Below are 18,515 nucleotides of genomic sequence, written 5' to 3' on the forward strand. Positions count from 1 at the left end.
TCAACCCCCTCCCTCCCGGGGCGGGCGGGGGCATTTTTTTAATTATACTTTACCAGCCTAACCGGCCCCAACAGCCCCGAAGGCATCGGTTTCCAGTTAGTGGCGTCGAAGGGTTTATAGTCAATATTTACAAAATTAATTTCGTGGTATTTTCGCCATTCTATCTTTTGCCGGTCCATATAACGGATGCGGTTAGCCATCAAATTATCTACCTCTACTTTAATGGTATTGGTTCCGGCTTTCAGCCATTTACCTACGCGGGTGTTAAAAGGGATGCTCCACAAAATGCCCACCTCTTTACCATTGATCCATACGCGGGCGCTTTCGTCTACCTGCCCTAAATCCAGCACGTACTCGCCGGTTGGTTTGCCAGCCAAAGTAAAGGTGGTGGTATAAACCCCCGAACCCGAAAAGTTAACGGCCGAGGTATCGCCCAAATCTGTCCAAGAAGTGAGCTTGCTGAGTTGTTGAGGTACCGGCAATTGAGGGCCGCCTTGTGTAAAGATCAGGTTCCAGGTTTTATTTAGTTTGGTTTCACCTGTTGACTTTTCAAGGTATTTCCATTTAGGCAACATGGTATTAGCCGTGGTAGCAGCCAGTAAAATCAAGGCTTCGCCAGATTGCAGCTGAACGCGTACACCTGTTGCATTTTTTACCGCCAATACCGGTGCTACGCCATAGCCTCCGCTTTGCGGGTCCATAACCGTAACCGATACATACTTGCCGTTCAGCGCAATGCGCTCATCAATGGCTTTGGCCGTATGGTTCACCAAATAATAATATTTACTGCCGTTCACATCCCTGCGAATGTATTTTAAACCCGATTTAGTCAGTTGCTCGCTTTGCACACCGGCATTATCCAATGCTTTATCCAAATCATTTTCCAGCAAAATTTTGCCGGCACCTTTTATGGCTTGTTTAATGCCGTTACTGTTATTGGTGAATTTTAAGGTGGCCAGCAGGTTTTTTAACTGACCACGACGTTTTTCTACATCGGCAAAACCGGGTACATCTTCGGGTAGTTTTTGAAAGACGACCGTAGCACCCTGACCAGCCAGTTTAATGATCTGTTGCAGTGTTTGCAGCGGCATCATTTTACAGGCAGGTACAATCAGCACCTTATAGTTAGCGTTCGCTGATGTTACCAGTTTGCCTTTGGCACCAGTGCTTTTTGATAGCGCCATATCCGATGCAAAATCCAAACTATAACCCTGCTCCTGCAACTGGTTGGCATTTTTGTAGAATTGGGTAGGCATCAGCCATTTATCAATATCATGAATTTTGAGGGCAATGTCCATACCGGCAGGTTCGTTCCAGGCCTCATAAATTGGCCAGTACATCAATATTTCATTATCGGGCTTACCAGCCTGCAAAACCGATTGGCAACGGGTAATATAATTGTTAAGCCCTTTGGTATGGCTCCACAAACTATTATTAGGCACCATGTTCATGGATGCATAAAACAACCAGCCCGGAAATTTCACGTCCTCTGGCGAATAGGTGGTACCGTGGTAAAAAACATGGTTCACCCCCGATAGGAACAACTGCTCTACCTCGGGCTTGCATTGCGATAAGGATGTTTTAAAATGCTCGGTTAACCAGGTAAATGTTTCGCTCGAAATTAGCGGCTTGCCGTTCACATGCCCTGCCGATGAGGCGAATTTGAGCATGATGGGATCAGGATCTACGTTACGCACATCGGCACTATCGCGGCGCAGGCCGGGGATAGGGAACTTGCTCGACCCAAAGGTTTCACATTCGGGAATATCAACCGTGCCGTACAGATCCAGCAAATTACCGGGCGAGCCGTGCGACTGGTTTTTAGTGAGGCTTTTTAAATTATGCGCCCAATTGGTCCAGTTTTGGGTAAAGTTATGGAGCAGCATATTGCTCATGGTTTCGCGATAGTCGGACTTGATACGGCCTATCGTCTCGCTTTTGTCTTTGCTGGTAAGCTCGCGCAGGTGCATCCTCAAATCATAGCCATGATCTTTTAAAAATTCATCAAAAAACGAGAGCGACCAATCGGCACCATACACCTCGTAGCTATCGTTAAAATAGGCCCTTACATTGGGTTGGGTACCTTTATAAGCAGTATTAAAACGGGCCAGGTACACATCGGTCGCCGTTTTAGAGAGGTGATCGAGCGTATAGCCTTCGCCACCCGGTGCGGCGCGTTTTACTTTTTGTAATGATTTACCGGCAAAGGCTGCATAAACCTCGGTAGCCACGGTAACAGGTGCCATATTGAGGTTACCTGCCGCATCTACCTTATTCATAATGTTGGTTGCGTTGCCCTTATCATCATAGGCAACCAAAGCCTGTAGCACAGCCACGTCACGCTGTTTGGGGTCGGTTACGCGGATGGCTTCTTTCACAATTTCGCCGGGTTTAAGCTTATAGGTTTGTACAATAAGCTTGGTTGCGGCATACTGCGGCGTAACTTGCGGTCCGCCAAAAGGCCAGCCCGTACCGGTGTTCATATCTACCCCCATGCCCAGTTGGGCAGCGGTTTTGGTAGTGTAGTTCAGCATAGCCAGCCACCTGGGCGAAAGGAAATCTATATACCGGCTTTCGTAACCTATGGCACCGTAAATAGGCGTAATTTCTACGCCGCCCAAACCGGCCTGCCGGTAAGTACGCAGCACAGTACCCAGGTTTTTTTCGTCAACGGCGTTACCCATCCACCACCAGCGGGTCCAGGGACGGGTTTCGGTGCGTACGGCCGGCCAAACCGAGGTAGTTTGCTTAGCTTTTTGGGCCATGCCTGAAGTAGCGGCTAAGGCAAGGGCGGTGATGAATAAATATCGGTTGATGAACATGGCAGCAGGTGTAAAGGTTAATCGAGGTGGAACACTTTGGTAAGCGGTGTACTTACGGGCGAATTATCGGGGTTGGTTTCCATAATATCGGCCATGTAAGCCCACCATTTTTGCACAATGGCGGTAGTGCCTAAATCCTGTGATGACTGGCCCGAAAGCAGTTGCACGCCAAACAAGGTATTCGTTTCTTCATCTAAAAAAATGGTGTAATCGCTAATACCGTTGACTTTCAGCAAGGCCGAAAGTTCGGGCCAAATTTCATCGTGCCGTTTTTGGTATTCATCTTTAAAGCCCGGTTTAAGCTTCATTTTAAAGGCTACTTTTTCCATTGGTTCTTCTCTTTAGTATGTTAAAAGAGAGACACAAAGCATTGTGCCTCTACGCTATTCGTTTTATTATAGAGACACCAAGTATTGTGTCTCTACGCTATTCGCTTTAATACAGAGACACCAAGTATTGTGTCTCTACGCTATTCGTTTTAATATAGAGACACAAAGTATTGTGCCTCTACGCTGGGTTTAATTGCAGAGACACAATACTTGGTGTGTCCCCCAGCAATAACGGGTACGTTAGTTTATAACAACCCGATTGCCTGTTCAAGCGTGGACGCTCGAACGGGCGGCTGGGTTTACTGTAGAGACACAATACTTGATGTCTCCCCCCGCAACGGTTTTACTGGTTTATGGCTTGGATGCAGGTTGTGACGGTGTGCTATCAAACAACTCATCTTTAACCGGGCGGGTAAAGTTTTGCTTGCCTTTAGCTGCTTGCTCTACCAGTCCGAAATAGAAATACAGGGTACGCTTGGTGGTGCCGCTGAGGTGGTTTAACTCCCCGGCCGGACCTAATTTGGGCGTATTCATATCCACTCCTAAAGCCAGTTTGGTACCCATGGGCGGTATGGCATCCAGGAAAGACAAATTACCCGACGGCAAGGCCGGTGCAGGCTTAATACCTGATAGCCCGTAAAAATCAAACAGCCGTACGTATAAATTAGGTTCTTTAGCCGCTATAATATATTTACCCTGTACCGTATTCATTTCCATCCAGGTAACGCTGGCAAAATAGCCTTTAAATTCAGGAAAAATCCAGGGAGCACTACCCGTTTGGGTGTTGTTGTAGGCATTTATCCAAACGTTATCGGTTACGCCCTGCAAACGGTTTTTCCAAACGCGGTACGGGCCTTTGCCCAGCCACTTGGCACCCAGTACATAATTTTCGGGGTAGGTAAAGGTAATACCGGCGTACGGATAATCCCCTTGCGGAAGGCTGTACTCATAATCGAGACTTACCCAGCCGCTGCCAAACATTTTCCAGCGGGCATATTTCAGGTCGCCGGTGTAGGTCACTTCTATCAGTTCTCCGTCGGCTTCCTGGCGGTGACGGATGTCTTTAAACGTAGCATTACCGCTTACCAAGGTTGGCCCGCCACCAAACGACAGGTTATCGCCGGTGTTACCCGTCATGCTAATGATCTGCCCGTTCCTTTTGCTGAACATGATGCTAATGGTACCGGCTTTGAGTTGCAGGGTACTATCAGTTTCGGCCACCTGTACAGCGCTTTTGCCGTTAAGGTCCATTATTTTGTTCAACAAACGCTCGTTATTATTTTTCCAAACCCAGCGGTACACTTGGTTCTTGAACGGATCGTAGGCCGATAGTGTTAAGGCATCATAGCTTTTCCAATCGGCCGGTAAATTAATTTGCAGGTTACCCATAGTTACCGGCGCAATGGATGGGCTGGTAAGGGTGCCGTTTTTTTTGGTGATATAGCCGCCATCCTGCTCGTTAGGCTTGCGGTAGTCTACCAGTTCCCAGTTAAAAGTACACTGGTTTAAGTTGGTATAATGAAAACGGTTCTCTACCGGTATGCTGCCATTAAAATTGGCAGGCAGTTCTTTCAGGGTAATATGTACGGGCGAAAATATTTCGCGCATGGCATAAAAACTACCTTCCTTTTCACGGTGCGGGCCTAATACCCCATCGGGGGCGTTCACGCCGTTAACGTCAATGATGTTATTTTGGTCGGTACGTACAATGCCTTCATCAACCAAGGCCCAAATGAAACCACCGCCCGAGCGTTTCGATTTCCAGTGCAGGTCCCAAAAGTCGGCTAACGCGGTTGCGCCGCCACCATCGTCCTGCGCATGCAGAAACTCGGTAGGCATGTAAATCAACGAATCATTCAGGATCTTTTGCGTGCTGTAATAATCTTCATAGTGATTGCAGTCTATACCGTTAAACGCATTACCGGGTCGATGGTGCGGGTGGATCACCGGGCGTTTAGAAAAATCATATTGGGTAAAATACTGGTCCAGTTCCTTATTGGTACCCCCCTCGTTACCGTTATCCCAAAAAATGATGGATGGGTGATTGGCATCGCGGATCACCAGTTCTTTTACCAGCTTTTTACCGGCGTTGGTACTGTAAGCCTTTTGCCAGCCGGCCAGTTCATCCAGCACATATAATCCTAAGGAATCGCAGATCTCCAGGAATTTCTTATCGGGCGGGTAATGAGACATCCGCACGGCGTTCATGTTCATTTGCTTCATCAGCTTTACGTCCATAAGCTGAATATCGTCGTTAAGGGTTCTACCGGTTTCGGGCCACCAGCTATGACGGTTAATGCCTTTCATTTTAATATTAACCCCGTTAAGGTAAATTCCATCACCCTTACGGATCTCGATAGTACGGAAACCAAATTTTTCGGTGGTTTGGTAAATGATACTTGCCCCCGATTTTAACGCTACATTAACTTTGTACAAGTTGGGTGTTTCTGAAGTCCATTTTAAAGGGTTGCTTACTTTAGCGGCCATGTTCAGTACCGAATCGGTAGACTTCACATTGGCGGTAACACTTTTCAAAACTTTACCTTTTAAGTCGGTTATTTGGGTAACCACCTGCAGGTTTTGTTTCAGGTGTTCGGGGTAAACCTGCATTTTAAAATCGCCGTTGGCCTGCGCATCAACAGCTATGCGGCTAATGTGTTGCTTAGGATAAGCTGCCAAATAAACCGGGCGAAAGATGCCGCCAAATACCCAGTAATCGGCCAAACGCTCGGCGTTATTTACCGAGGCATCGGCACTCATTTTGCTTACGGTAGCCTCGAGCGTATTGCTGCCGCCAAATTTCAGTTTATTGCTGATGTTGTATTTAAATTCGTAAAAAGCGCCCTGGTGTTTTTCACCGGCAGCCTTGCCGTTGATCTTTACTTCGGTATCGGTCATGGATCCCTCGAAAACCAGGTACACATCCATGTTGGCCCAGGCTTGCGGCACCTGGAAATTCATTTTATACATGCCCTGCTCATCGGCAAAGCGGAAGTTTTTTCCGTAGGTTTTATAATCGCGCCCGTAATTATAGCTACCGAAACCTTGTTGTTCCCAGCAGGAAGGTACGGCAATTTTGGTCCAGTAACCGCTTTTACGACCACCGGTACAGTAAAAATCCCACTGTATATTGGTGCGGTTATCTTTACCCGACAGGTATTTGATTTGTGTGGCACCCGGCGGGGTTGCAGCCTGTAAAAGTGTTGTGACTAATAGCGACAGGAATAAAGCCAACGGCTTCAAAAAACGCATGCACCCTGCGTAAAAATTTACTTTCATAGAATAGGATAACTTAAATATTGGCCCAGCAAAATACATCGGCAAACTGCTTTGGGCATGTTTAATGAATTATGCTTTTTTAGCAAAACCCGTAACTGTCAGTTTAACATTTAATATATTTACCACGTAACCGTAGCCTACTACCTGTTTGAATAATACTGACAAATGGTGGTTTTAATAAGTTTAATAATTGGTTTATTGGGCACAATGTACTTACTCAGGCTAATTCATCTATCCTGAACCGTCATGTTTTAAGGGTAACTTTTTTATAGATTATTAGCACCCAGCCGTTATAAATGCTTGCATGATACCACAGGATGGTTATTGATCCCAATTTAGGTATGTTAGCTTACCCTTATAAGTTTTAAAGTAATATTGCTATGGTTTACTAACCGGGCCATAATGCTAATAGATATACCGATTATAACTTATGAAAATTGTTGATTTTTCTGTTTTAAAAGCCGCCGCTTTGCTGGCACTATCGGGCTTGCTGGGGAATTTCGGCTATGCACAAACCATTGCCGATACCGTGATCCATTCCACAGGCAACCCTATTATTACGCATAAATACACTGCCGATCCGGCTGCGATGGTTTACAAAGATAAAGTTTACCTGTACACCGGTAACGATGTGGCACCCAAAAACCAGGCCCGCTATGTAATGCACAACTGGCTGGTATTTTCATCGCCCGATATGGTAACCTGGACCGAGCACTCCATCCCCCTCAAAACTACGGACTTCGCCTGGGCAAAAGACGATGCCTGGGCCGGGCAGGTAATTGAGCGCAACGGCAAGTTTTACTGGTACGTGGCTATTAACCACGGCACTATACATGGCAAGGCTATTGGTGTAGCCGTGTCCAACAGCCCGATCGGTCCGTTTAAAGATGCCCGCGGATCGGCTATAATTACCAACGATATGACCACCGAGGCCAAAATTAGCTGGGACGATATTGACCCCACCGTTTTTATTGACGATGACGGTCAGGCCTACCTCATGTGGGGCAATACTACTTGCCACTACGCCAAACTCAACAGCAACATGACTGAACTGGACGGCCCAATTATGAAAGTAGAAGGACTGCACAAATTTACCGAAGCGCCCTGGCTGCACAAACGTAATGGCTGGTTTTACCTATCGTACGCTACCTTATTCCCCGAAAAAATTGCCTATGCCATGAGCCGCAGCATTAAAGGCCCCTGGCAGTACAAAGGCATCCTTAACGAAATAGCAGGCAATTCTAACACCAACCACCAAGCTATTATTACCTTTAAGGGTAAAGATTATTTCATTTACCACAACGGCGCCATAACGCCTGATCATGGCAGTTTCCACCGCTCGGTTTGTATAGATTATTTGTATTATAACCCCGATGGCACCATGAAGCGTGTGGTGATGACGGGCGAAGGAGTTCAAAAGGTTAAGTAGGAGAAAGTATGAAGTCGGGAAGTCCGAAGTCTGAAGTCCGAGGCGAAAAGTGGCAGGGGTGAGTGGTAGCCAATACATCCCTCCCAGGGGAGGGCAGGGAGGGGTTTAACCCGAAGACAAGCAGCCATTTCACAAAGCTTAACAGTTAAACCCCTCCCTGCTACCGCACTGTTCCTACCGCACCCCTCCCCAAGGAGGAAAGTTTGAGGTTAGAGGCGAAGGAGTGGCATGGGTGAGTGGCAGTAGCAGTTTAGCACCTTGCGATTTCTACCTTGCACTCATCTGCCATAAGTACTAAAACATGGGTCGGCGATCGCATCGCCTCTTCCATCCAATAATAATTGTGTTTTGAAAAAATATGTAATTTAATGAAGAAGTCTGAACAATTAATGAAGCGATTTATCCTCTTATTTTCTATAGTACTTTTGGCGGCCAACGGTTTTGCACAAGCTAACTGGTACAACATCCGTATCTATGGTGCTAAAGGCGACGGAGAGACCTTAGATACCAAAGCCATTAATCAGGCTATTAATGCCGCAGCCGAAGCGGGTGGTGGTACCGTATATTTTCCGGCGGGTAATTACCTAAGTGCTTCTATCCACCTTAAAAGTAAGATTACCCTGCGGCTCGAACAAGGCTGCACTTTAATAGCTGCCGATAGCGGTTTAGACGAGGCCGAACCTAACCCAGCCGGTGGCGCATACCAGGATTTTGGCCACAGCCACTGGCATAATAGCCTCATTTGGGGCGAAAACCTGCAGGACATTGCCATTGTAGGGCCGGGTAAAATCTGGGGTAAAGGGCTAACCCGTAATTCCAGGCCGGGCAGTACCCAGGGTAACAAGGCCATAGCACTAAAACTTTGCCGCAATGTAATGCTTAAGGATTTTACAGTATTGTACGGCGGCCATTTCGGGTTGTTAGCAACCGGGGTAGACCATCTTACCATCGACAATGTGATGATGGATACCAACCGCGACGGCATGGATATTGACTGCTGCCAAAACGTGCGCATAGCCAACTGCGCCATTAATTCGCCCTGGGATGATGGTATTTGTTTGAAAAGCTCTTATGCTTTGGGCTATAACCGTGCCTGCGAAAATATTACCATAACCAACTGTAATGTAAGCGGTTTTGACCGGGGTACCTTTGCCGATGGCACTTACCAGCGCAAAGAAGCCAAACTGGTACCCGACCATGAGGGGCCAACCGGTCGCATTAAATTTGGTACCGAAAGTAATGGCGGCTTTAAGAACATTGCTATTAGCAACTGTACTTTTCAGTTTTGCCGTGGCCTGGCATTAGAAACCGTTGATGGCGCCAGTTTAGAGGATATTACCATTACCAACATTACCATGCGCGATGTAGTGAATTCGCCTATATTTTTGCGCCTGGGTGCCCGTATGCGCGCGCCTGCCGGTACACCGGTAGGTAGTTTAAAGCGGGTAATAATCAGCAATTTAGTGGTTTACAACGCCGATTCGCACTTTTCTTCCTTAATTACCGGCATCCCCGGGCACGATATTGAGGATGTGCAGCTGAACAATATCCGCATTTATTACCGGCCTATCGATTCGGCTGTCAGTAAAATTCAGCAGATAGTGCCCGAGCATGAAAAGCTTTACCCCGAACCCGAAAAGTTTGGTGTACTGCCCGCTTACGGTTTCTTTATTCGCCATGCCAAAAACATCAAGCTCAACAATGTAGAAGTCAGCTTTTTATCAACCGAAACCCGTGTACCCATTATTTTGGATGATGTAAAAGGGATTACTTTAAACCAGGTTAAGGCGCAGGTACCCAACGGGCAGCCTCTGTATCAGTTGAATAAAGTTACCGGGTTTGAAATACTGCCGAAGGGGTCGGTGGATAAGAAATTGATTAAAGAGATAAAATAGCCAACATAACCGAAGCTACATCCCTCCCTGGGGAAGGCAGGGAGGGGTTTAATCCAATAACAGGTAACCCAGTTGCAAAGCTTAGCGGCAAAACCCCGCCCCGCCAAACGCACCGTTCCACCGCACCCCCAATGTATTTAAGTTAGTGTTTTATGCCCCGTTAGGGGCTACCTGTTTGTAGTAATTTGTATTAATGAATATTTTGCGCCGTAGGTGCTACCCCTAAATAGCTATTAAGGGTAACCTCTACGAGGTATAAAAACACGCTTACCTCTTTGATATAAACAGGTAGCTCTACGGAGCATTATTAATCCCTTAACTTAATGGCACTGACCGCACCCATGGTTTATATAAAAAAAAATCACAAAAAAGCCACATACCTTTTGATATGTGGCTTCTACAAAGTCAAATAGTTACTTTACGCTAACCGCAATATGCTCCCGGTTACTATGGATGGTTTTTATCCAAAGCAATTTGGCTTCTTTGTCATAATACCAGCCCGATGCTTTAACCAGGTCATCGGCATTACCGGCTTTTTTTACAGCCTCACCGTTTTCGGTTACGCTGCCGGGGGCTCCTTTATCCCAATGTATTTTGGCCGTATAGGCATGACTTGTTGGTATGAATTTACCTTGCGGCTTGCTAATGGTTAAGCTGTAATTTATTGCGGTTAAAACACTGCTGATATGTGTTTGACTAAAATCTCCTTGTTTATATTTCAGGCTCAGGCCGTCATCTTCATATAGGTCAAAGCTCGAACTGGCCGATGGATAAATATCCAGCGTAATCTCATCAACCGGTTTGGCATCCATGTAGTTCATTTCGGGCTGCATAGGGATAATGCTGCCTGCTTTCACAAACATGGGCAATTGGTCAAGCGGACTTAATATGTGAACATACTGTTTGCCTGTATATTTTTCGCCGCTCCAGTAGTTTACCCAGTTGCCTTCGGGCAGGTAAACGGTGCGGGTTTGGGCACCTTTGGTAGTTACCGGGCACACCATGATGTTGTTGCCAAATAGGTACTGATCGGCAATATCATATACATTGGGGTCGTTTTGGTATTGCAGTACCAGTGCGCGCATCAATGGCAGTCCACTCTCATATTGGGTATAGGCATTGCTGTAGATGTAGGGCGTTAAACGGTAACGCAGGTGATCGTATTTCTTAAAATTACCCAATGCATCGGCACCATAGTTCCAGGGTTCTTTATAGCCGGGATGATCCATGCCGAATACCATAGCCACCGGACTAAACATACCGAACTGAACCCAACGGATGTACAGCTCAGGATCGGCCACGTGCTCAAACCCCCCCATACAGTGCGACCAGTAACCCACGCCCGAAAGACCGATATTTAAACCTGCCTTAATAACCGGGGCAAAGTATTGCCACTCGCTCGGCCAGTCGCCCGCAAAAATATATGGGTAACGTTGAATCCCGGCATAACCCTCGCGGGTTTGGTTCACGCCTCTGAAACCGTTCAGTTCCTGGAACTTTAAGTATGGTGCTTTAGCATAAGCGATAGGGAAAACATTGTGTAGCTTTTCGGCATCTTTACCGGTTGGGCCTACCTTATCGCTTTCGTTGGCTAATGCACCAAAAGCGCTGCCTTCATCAGTCTTTAACATTTTGGCACCGATGGATGCTACACGCATTACGCCGTTGTTCCACCACCAGTCTGTAGCTTTTTGATCAAAAAAATTAACGAACTCGCCGGGCTTACCGTTCTCAGGAAAGGTATATCCTTTGGCGCGGGCCTGGTCAAGCAGATCGTATGTTTTACCATTATCAAAACGCGGGCGCAGGTGCAGGCCAATAATTTTATAGTCCATAGCATAAATGCTATCGAACATGGCCTTGGGGTTTTTAAAGGTTTCGCGCCACTCAAAAGAAGTAGCCCCTTTGCCGCCGATTTTACCAAACAAACGCCAGGTAGAATCCAGTATCAAAATATCTACCGGAATACCCATTTCGCGCATTTTGCGGGCCAGTGCTACCACATAAGCATCCGACGTTTGCTCTTCATGGCTCCAGGTGCCGCCGCTATAGGTACCCATGTGTAAACCGAAAGCAAATTTGGGCAGCATAGGCGCTTTACCGGTTATGGACAAATAGCTTTTAAGAATGGCCGGAAAATCGGGGCCGTACATAAAGTAATAGTCCAGTTCGCCGCCTTTGGTACTAAAACTGTATTGCTCATTATTATGGCTGCCCATATCCCAGGTAGTGGCATTAGCCGAATGCAGGAACACACCATAACCACGCGTGCTCATAAAAAACGGCACAGGCGCATAGTTGGCTTCGTTAATATTGTAAGCACCAACTAAATGGTTCTCGTTTATGCTCTTGCCACGTCCAACATTCAGGTTCAGTTTTTTATTGCGTTGGTCTATAAAGTTCATACGCTCGCCAAAGCCAAAAAAGTGCTCGTCGGCCTGCAACAGCTTGGTACTGCCCGAAGCTTCGCCTTTTTTCCAGGCACCATCCGCATCGGCCGATAAAAGCTTACCTGCTAAATTATATACACTTACTTTAAATGGTACATTACTGATCTGTACTTTAATACTGGCCGTGCTTAATGTTACACCGGTTTTAGTTGATGCTGCCTTAACCGCCACATTAGGCCAGCTATAACTTTCCTGCATTAAAAACTCATCGGCCTCAAACTTACCGCCCTGGCTCATCCGCAACCGGAACATAGTGGGCGAGCAAAACTGCAGCTTTACACTTTCGCCTTTAACTTTAAATACATAGTTGCTACCATCCTTCACTAAACCTTTAACGGTTTGTGCGTGTGCGCCCGAAAGTGCAGCTATGCTTAAAACCAGTAACCTATAAAATCTCTTCATTACTTGCTTAATCTGTAAACCTCGCTACCGGCCAGTAAAAAGCAACCTAAACCGTAATCTTCAAAATCGGGAATATGATCGTACGTTACCGGCTGACCATCTTTGGGTTCTTTACCTGTGCCTTGTACAAAGCCCAGCATACCATCGGGGTGCAGGCAATCTTTAATCATAGCGTTCCATGCTTTGGTTATAATGGGCTGATAAGTTTTCTTTTTTAACACGCCGTTGTTAATACCCCAGGCCATGCCGTAAGCAAATAAAGCGGTACCTGTCAGTTCTTTACCGCCGTAATTGGTAGGGTCCATTAAACTCACGTTCCAGTAACCATCGGTACGTTGCAGGGGCACCAGGGCTGTTATCATATCCTTATACATCTTCAGGTACTCGGCGCGGTGAGGGGCGTTTTTAGGCATCACTTCTAACACGCGTACCATTGCGGCTATCACCCAGCCATTGCCACGAGACCAGTAGCAATTAGCGCCATTTGGCTCTTTATACGGCGGAACAAAATCTTTATCCCTCCACCATAAACGCTCCTGCGCATTGTACAAACCTTTACCACCATGCACATCTTTGGAGTATTTATAAATCTCGTACATTTTTTCATAGTACCGGTCATCTTTATAAATAGCACCCAATTTGGCAAACACCGGCATAGCCATTTGCAGCGCGTCTATCCAGTTCCAGTCGTCAATTTTTTCGCCGGCCAGCATCATATCAATATTCTTTTTGATGGGCTCAATGTATTCGGGCTTTTTGTCGATCTCGTAAAGCTCAATGTAAGTTTGAGCGCAGCATTGATTATCGGCATTACGGGTTTTCAGGCCATCGCGTGGTTCCCATTTATGAAACATTCCCCAATCAAATGCATATTTATAGTATTCCCTTTTAGGATCTATCTTGTGCAGGGCCATTAATCCTTCGTAGTACACGGCACGGGTCCACAGGTTGCTGGTACGCACTTTATTTACATTGGTTGGCGTACCCGGATCGGGCCATTTCTTTACGAAATAATTATTGGCCAGTGCCATATCGCTTACAATTTTAGCTTTAGAAGGAAGTTTTTGCGCCTGTAAACCTTTAAAGGGGGCAACCAGCAGCAAACCTGCCACCAATACCGGAAGTGTTAATTTACTCATCAATACGTATTATAATTTATGATAGATCTCAATTTCGTTTATAGCTAAAATAGCTGTGCTCTTTTTTGCAGGGATAGCCATACCACCGGCATCTTTTTTACCGGTAACCTCAACCAAGCCAAAGCCGTCTTTATCGGTATTGGCGCCTATCAGTTCTACCGTTAATGTTTTACCAGTAACAGGTTTTAGTGGTAAAGTTACATAACCTAAACTTTGCGTAGTTTCGCCGGTAAATACCACCTGGTTATCCACTTTTATGCGGATGGGGTATTTACGGTTGCGCCAGTTTTCCAGCTTCATAGTTACCTCGTTAATGAGTTCGGGTTTGGCAAAAGTATATTTGATCCAGCCGTTCTCTACCTTGCCATCGCTTTTCCAGTTGCTTAGTTCGTTATCATCAAAGCTGGCTTTGGCACTATCCAAATGCGAACCTGCGGTTACACTTGCAATACCGATAGCTTCACGACTTACCGTATATGATGGGCCAGCAGGCGTTGGTCCGCGTTGCAGACTTCCTTTTAATGCTGCCGAACTGAAGTAACTGGTGATGCCGTTGTTTACCTGCACCGGTTTTGAGGTAAGCGTAAGAGCCGTTCCTTTTAAACCATTGGCATTAGCTTCTATTTTAATGGTACCGGCTTGAGGAAGCGAGCGTATGATCACCCTGTTCACACCGCACTCCACCGGCAAACTTTTATCCAGGATATAGTTGCCCGGTCCCTGAGCTAAACCGCCGCGCCATTCGGCAGGACCACTTACGGTAAAGTTGACCATATTTAATGCCGTTGGGCATCGCTGGCCTTTGGCATCCACCACTTCAACATCTACCAGGGCAATATCACTGCCATCGGCCATTAAGCCAGTAGGGCCAACATGCGGGGTCAGTTTTAAAGCAGCAGGCTCGCCGGCTGTTCTTAAAGTTTCTTCGTTTAATTTCACACCGGCTTTATCAAAACTGATGGCTTTTAACTCGCCTGGCTGGTAACTCACATTTTTAAAGGTGAACACGAACTGGTTGCTTTGCTCACCGTAGCCTAATGATTTACCGTTAAGCTGTAATTGAACTCTATCGCCGGTTGAAATCACATACACATCTTTTTGGGTTCCTGCCTTATAATTCCAGTGGCCTACTAAATGAATGCCCTTTTTATTAGGATCAACCCAGCCATCCCAAATTACCTTGTGCGTATAATAACCATCTTTAGGAATACGCAGGGCATCAACCTCGCCACTGCGGCGATAGTTTTCGGTACCACGGAAATGAGTATTAGAATCGGAGAACACAATATTTACTCCGCCCGAACTTACCCTTTTGCCCGTACCCGGACGCTCGCGCCAGTAATCGTACCAGCGAACGGCATTTTCTACCGCGTGCGAATCCTGGTTACGGTTGTAATTAAAGCCGCTTTCCTGTTTGTATTTGGGGCCGTCGCCATTTTTGTGGTACGGAGGACTAAATTCGTCCCAGTATTTGCGCAAGGCTTCATCGCGTGAGTACTCCATAGCCCAAAAAGGGATGCGGGCGCTTTTGTTAATATACAGCATTTCACCTCCGTATTCGGCGTTGGTTTTATTATCCAGCATTTCGCGCGAGCCCGAAGCTCGGCCACCATGCGGGTCAAACTCATCGCGGATAGCCTTCATGTCTTTCATGTGCTCTTCGATAACGCCCTTATTACCAGACTCATAAAACAGGATGCTCGGGTTATTTCGGTTATAAACGATGGCGTCGCGCATTACCTCCAAACGTTGCTGCCAGCGGCGGTCTTTAGGGTCGCCCTCGGCATCCCCCGCAGGCATAGCCTGAATGAGTCCTACCCTATCGCACGATTCTACATCCTGTTTAGAAGGGGTTACATGCATCCAGCGTACCAGGTTGCCATTGCTTTCTACCATTAATCCGTTACTGTAATCGCTGATCCAGGCCGGCACATCGCTGCCTAAAGCCGGCCACTCGTTGGTACTGCGCTGCGCATAACCGTGCATTTGCAGCACGCGGTCGTTCAAAGTAACCATGCCATTAGCAAATTCGGTTTTGCGGAAACCTGTACGGGTTTTTACCACATCAACGGCCTTACCGTTTACTTTAAGGGTGGTGTACACATCATATAAATAGCCGTAGCCCCAGCTCCAAAAGTTGAGGTTGGTTAGCGGCAGGTCGGCTTTTAAAACCTGCATTTGCCCGGCAGCTATGGTAGCCTTACCAGCTGTTACTGTTTTGATAATTTTACCATCCCTGTCGGCAACCGAAACTTCCAGTTGAACTGTTTGAGGCGAAGTGTTATCATTTTTTACCTCCGCTTCTACCGTAATGGTGGCTTTGCGCGCTTTTACATCAAAATCATGCGGATAAATGTAAGTTCCGGTAGTTTTAAAGGAAGAATATAAGGGAAATGTTTGGTACAGTTTATCGGTTACGTATAAATTTACGTTTTTGTTGATACCTCCGTAATTGGCATAAAAGTTAGCGTTATTCCATTGAAACTGGCTGTTGGTGGCCTTTTCGCGGTAGTCCCAGCGGTTATCTATACGGGCTGCAATTTCGTTATCACCATCGAGGTTCACCTTATCGGTAATATCAAAACCAAAGGCCATAATCCCATTTTCGCTCAGGCCAATAGATTTGCCATTGAGGTAAAACTCGCCTCCCTGACGGATACCTTCAAACTCTAAAAACAGCTTTTTACCAGCACTGCCCGCAGGTACACGGAACTTTTTGCGATACCAGCTAATACCCACGCCCAAATCATGAATGTCTTTACTAAACGCATCATCCTCATTAAAGGCGTGCGGCAGAGTTACACTTTTCCAGGCGGCGTCGTTAAATTCCGGCTTTTCGGCGCCTGTGGTATCGCCGCTTAACAGTTTCCAACCAATATTAAAGTTGTACTTAGCCCTTGCCGTTGGCAATTCTTGTGCAGTTACCTGCTTTACGCCTGCCATGCCCATCATGACCAATAGGGTAATAAGTAAATGTCTCTTCTGCATAAAGGTTGGTTATGATAATGATACCCATACAAGGTTTTACCCTTGCCTGGGCCTGAAATTTATTTGAACCCCGTAATAAAATAGTTGTTAGTATGAGCTTGTGGAATTCTTATACAATTTGTTAAGTCTTCCACAAGCTCATACTAACATTTTAATTAAGATATAGTCGTCTGTATTATTTCAAATACTTGCTTAACGACAGTTTAGAAGCCGATTTAATACCCCCGGCAACCAGTTTTGCGTTTAGTTTAGCACCTTCCTCAATGGTGTGGGTATGGTCTTTACTGGTAAAATATACGGTGCCTACCTTGTCTTGCCCTTCCTGGTCATACACATCGGCTACCAGCGTATTCAAATCTATGAACGTTGCATCGGCTTGTTTGGCAGCTTGCGAAGCCCACAAACCGTAACTATCGGTACTGCGGTTAACCTTACCGTTTTTCCAGCTATCGCGCGGAATAAGGGAACATACCACTACCGTTGCGCCTTTTGCTTTAGCTTCCCCAATCATTTTACGCAGGTACCAGCCATAACTATGGATAACTTCGGTTTTTTTAGTTAGTGGATTATAAAGCTCCTGTGACTCATCGCTATTGTTTTTAATGGTGCCGCGGGCGCGTGAACTGTCAACCAGCGGGCTCGAATCGTTATGACCAAACTGCATCATTACATAGTCTCCCGGTTTAATTTTCACCAGTACCTTATCCCACCAGCCCTGGGTTTGAAAGGTACGGCTGCTGGTTCCGCCTAAGGCATTGTTTTCCACATTAATTTTTGTAGTATCGAAATAGCTTCCAATATAATTGCCCCATCCCCATAAGCCGCCATCGCCTTTGCCTTTGCCGTTCTTCACGGTAGAATCACCCACGAGGTACAGCGTAGGTTTAGGTTTTTGGATGAAGGAAAACAGTACACTGGTGATTACCGCCAGCGCTATGCCGGCTAAACCGGTTTTTACTTTATTACTCAACATTTGCTTATTATTTTAGGTATTTATTCAACTGGATAGATTTATTAGCCCTTATGCCTTCTACCACCGATTGCGCGTTTACGGTAGCACCCATTTTGTTGGGATGGGTATGATCGGAAGGGAAAAATTTCTTTACCGAATCGGCTCCCCAAACATCATATTTATCGGCCGTAATGCCATTGAGGTTTATGAACGCCACTTTTTCCTGCTCGGCAATTTCTCTAGCCCATTTGCCATAATCTTTATCGGCACGGAGTACTTTACCATCTTTGAACTGGTTACGCGGTATCATCGACAGCACAATTGGCGTAGCACCTTTAGCTTTGGCTTCACGGATGAATTTACGCAGGTAAAAGCCGTAGGTATGAACGGTTTCTTTAGTTCCGTTGGGCCAGGTCAGGCTTACGGTATCTTCGCCGGTGCCTTTAAGCACGCCACGGTAACCGGCCTTGTTGGTATCGGGTTTACTACCTTCGTTATGGCCAAACTGCATGAGTACATAATCGCCTTTTTTCAACATCGAATCAACCCGGTGCCAGCGGTTTTCTTTAATAAAAGTGCGCGTACTTCTACCGGCCATGGCCTGGTTATTTACACCAACCTTATCCAGATCAAAATACTGCCCAATGATGGAGCCCCAGCCCCAAGTTTCTTTGTCAGAATTACGAACGGTAGAGTCGCCAATTAAATAAATAACCGGCTTGGCTGGCTGCTTAAAAGCCAGGGTGACCATTAGGGCCATTACTCCTAATGCGGTAATTTTTAATGCTTTCATATATTGGTTTATAGTGGTATGAGTGTTATTTACAATA

The 18,515-nt window shown here is 46.2% G+C and carries 10 protein-coding genes; 2 read left to right on the forward strand and 8 right to left on the reverse strand.

All coding sequences use genetic code 11. The features are described 5' to 3' along the window. Positions 1–38: 38 nt before the first annotated feature. From ACFQ3S_RS17400 to ACFQ3S_RS17410, 3 genes are all read right to left on the reverse strand, one after another. Positions 39–2,822, reverse strand: coding sequence for a glycosyl hydrolase (locus ACFQ3S_RS17400; protein ID WP_377166818.1), 2,784 nt, complete (start codon positions 2,820–2,822; stop codon positions 39–41). Between the two features lie 17 nt (positions 2,823–2,839). Then, a complete protein-coding gene (gene rhaM, locus ACFQ3S_RS17405; protein WP_377166820.1) occupies positions 2,840–3,151 on the reverse strand; it encodes an L-rhamnose mutarotase in 312 nt (103 codons plus the stop codon). 351 nt (positions 3,152–3,502) lie between these two features. Continuing rightward, a complete protein-coding gene (locus tag ACFQ3S_RS17410; protein ID WP_377166822.1) occupies positions 3,503–6,403 on the reverse strand; it encodes a glycoside hydrolase family 2 protein in 2,901 nt (966 codons plus the stop codon). 457 nt (positions 6,404–6,860) lie between these two features. Between ACFQ3S_RS17410 and ACFQ3S_RS17415 the strand changes: the two genes are divergently transcribed. Beyond that, positions 6,861–7,859, forward strand: a complete 999-nt coding sequence (locus ACFQ3S_RS17415; protein ID WP_377166824.1) for a glycoside hydrolase family 43 protein — start codon at positions 6,861–6,863, stop codon at positions 7,857–7,859. 368 nt (positions 7,860–8,227) lie between these two features. Beyond that, entirely contained in the window at positions 8,228–9,754 is a 1,527-nt protein-coding gene (locus ACFQ3S_RS17420) for a rhamnogalacturonidase (RefSeq protein ID WP_377166826.1), read from the forward strand. 413 nt (positions 9,755–10,167) lie between these two features. Here ACFQ3S_RS17420 and ACFQ3S_RS17425 read toward each other — a convergent pair whose 3' ends face one another. The 5 genes from ACFQ3S_RS17425 to ACFQ3S_RS17445 form a co-directional block, all read right to left on the reverse strand. Then, positions 10,168–12,606 carry a glycoside hydrolase family 31 protein gene (locus ACFQ3S_RS17425; RefSeq protein ID WP_377166828.1) on the reverse strand — a complete coding sequence of 813 codons (2,439 nt, stop codon included), beginning with the start codon at positions 12,604–12,606 and terminating at the stop codon, positions 10,168–10,170. Continuing rightward, a complete protein-coding gene (locus ACFQ3S_RS17430) occupies positions 12,606–13,745 on the reverse strand; it encodes a glycoside hydrolase family 88/105 protein (protein WP_377166830.1) in 1,140 nt (379 codons plus the stop codon). The genes ACFQ3S_RS17425 and ACFQ3S_RS17430 overlap by 1 nt, the downstream gene beginning before the upstream one ends. Positions 13,746–13,754: 9 nt before the next feature. Next, entirely contained in the window at positions 13,755–16,733 is a 2,979-nt protein-coding gene (locus ACFQ3S_RS17435; protein ID WP_377166832.1) for a glycoside hydrolase family 2 protein, read from the reverse strand. A gap of 175 nt (positions 16,734–16,908) precedes the next feature. After that, positions 16,909–17,706, reverse strand: coding sequence for a rhamnogalacturonan acetylesterase (locus tag ACFQ3S_RS17440; protein ID WP_377166834.1), 798 nt, complete (start codon positions 17,704–17,706; stop codon positions 16,909–16,911). A gap of 7 nt (positions 17,707–17,713) precedes the next feature. Beyond that, positions 17,714–18,478, reverse strand: a complete 765-nt coding sequence (locus ACFQ3S_RS17445; RefSeq protein ID WP_377166836.1) for a rhamnogalacturonan acetylesterase — start codon at positions 18,476–18,478, stop codon at positions 17,714–17,716. Positions 18,479–18,515: the final 37 nt, after the last annotated feature.

The sequence above is a fragment of the Mucilaginibacter terrae genome (assembly GCF_042679325.1).
GTDB classification, from domain to species: domain Bacteria; phylum Bacteroidota; class Bacteroidia; order Sphingobacteriales; family Sphingobacteriaceae; genus Mucilaginibacter; species Mucilaginibacter terrae.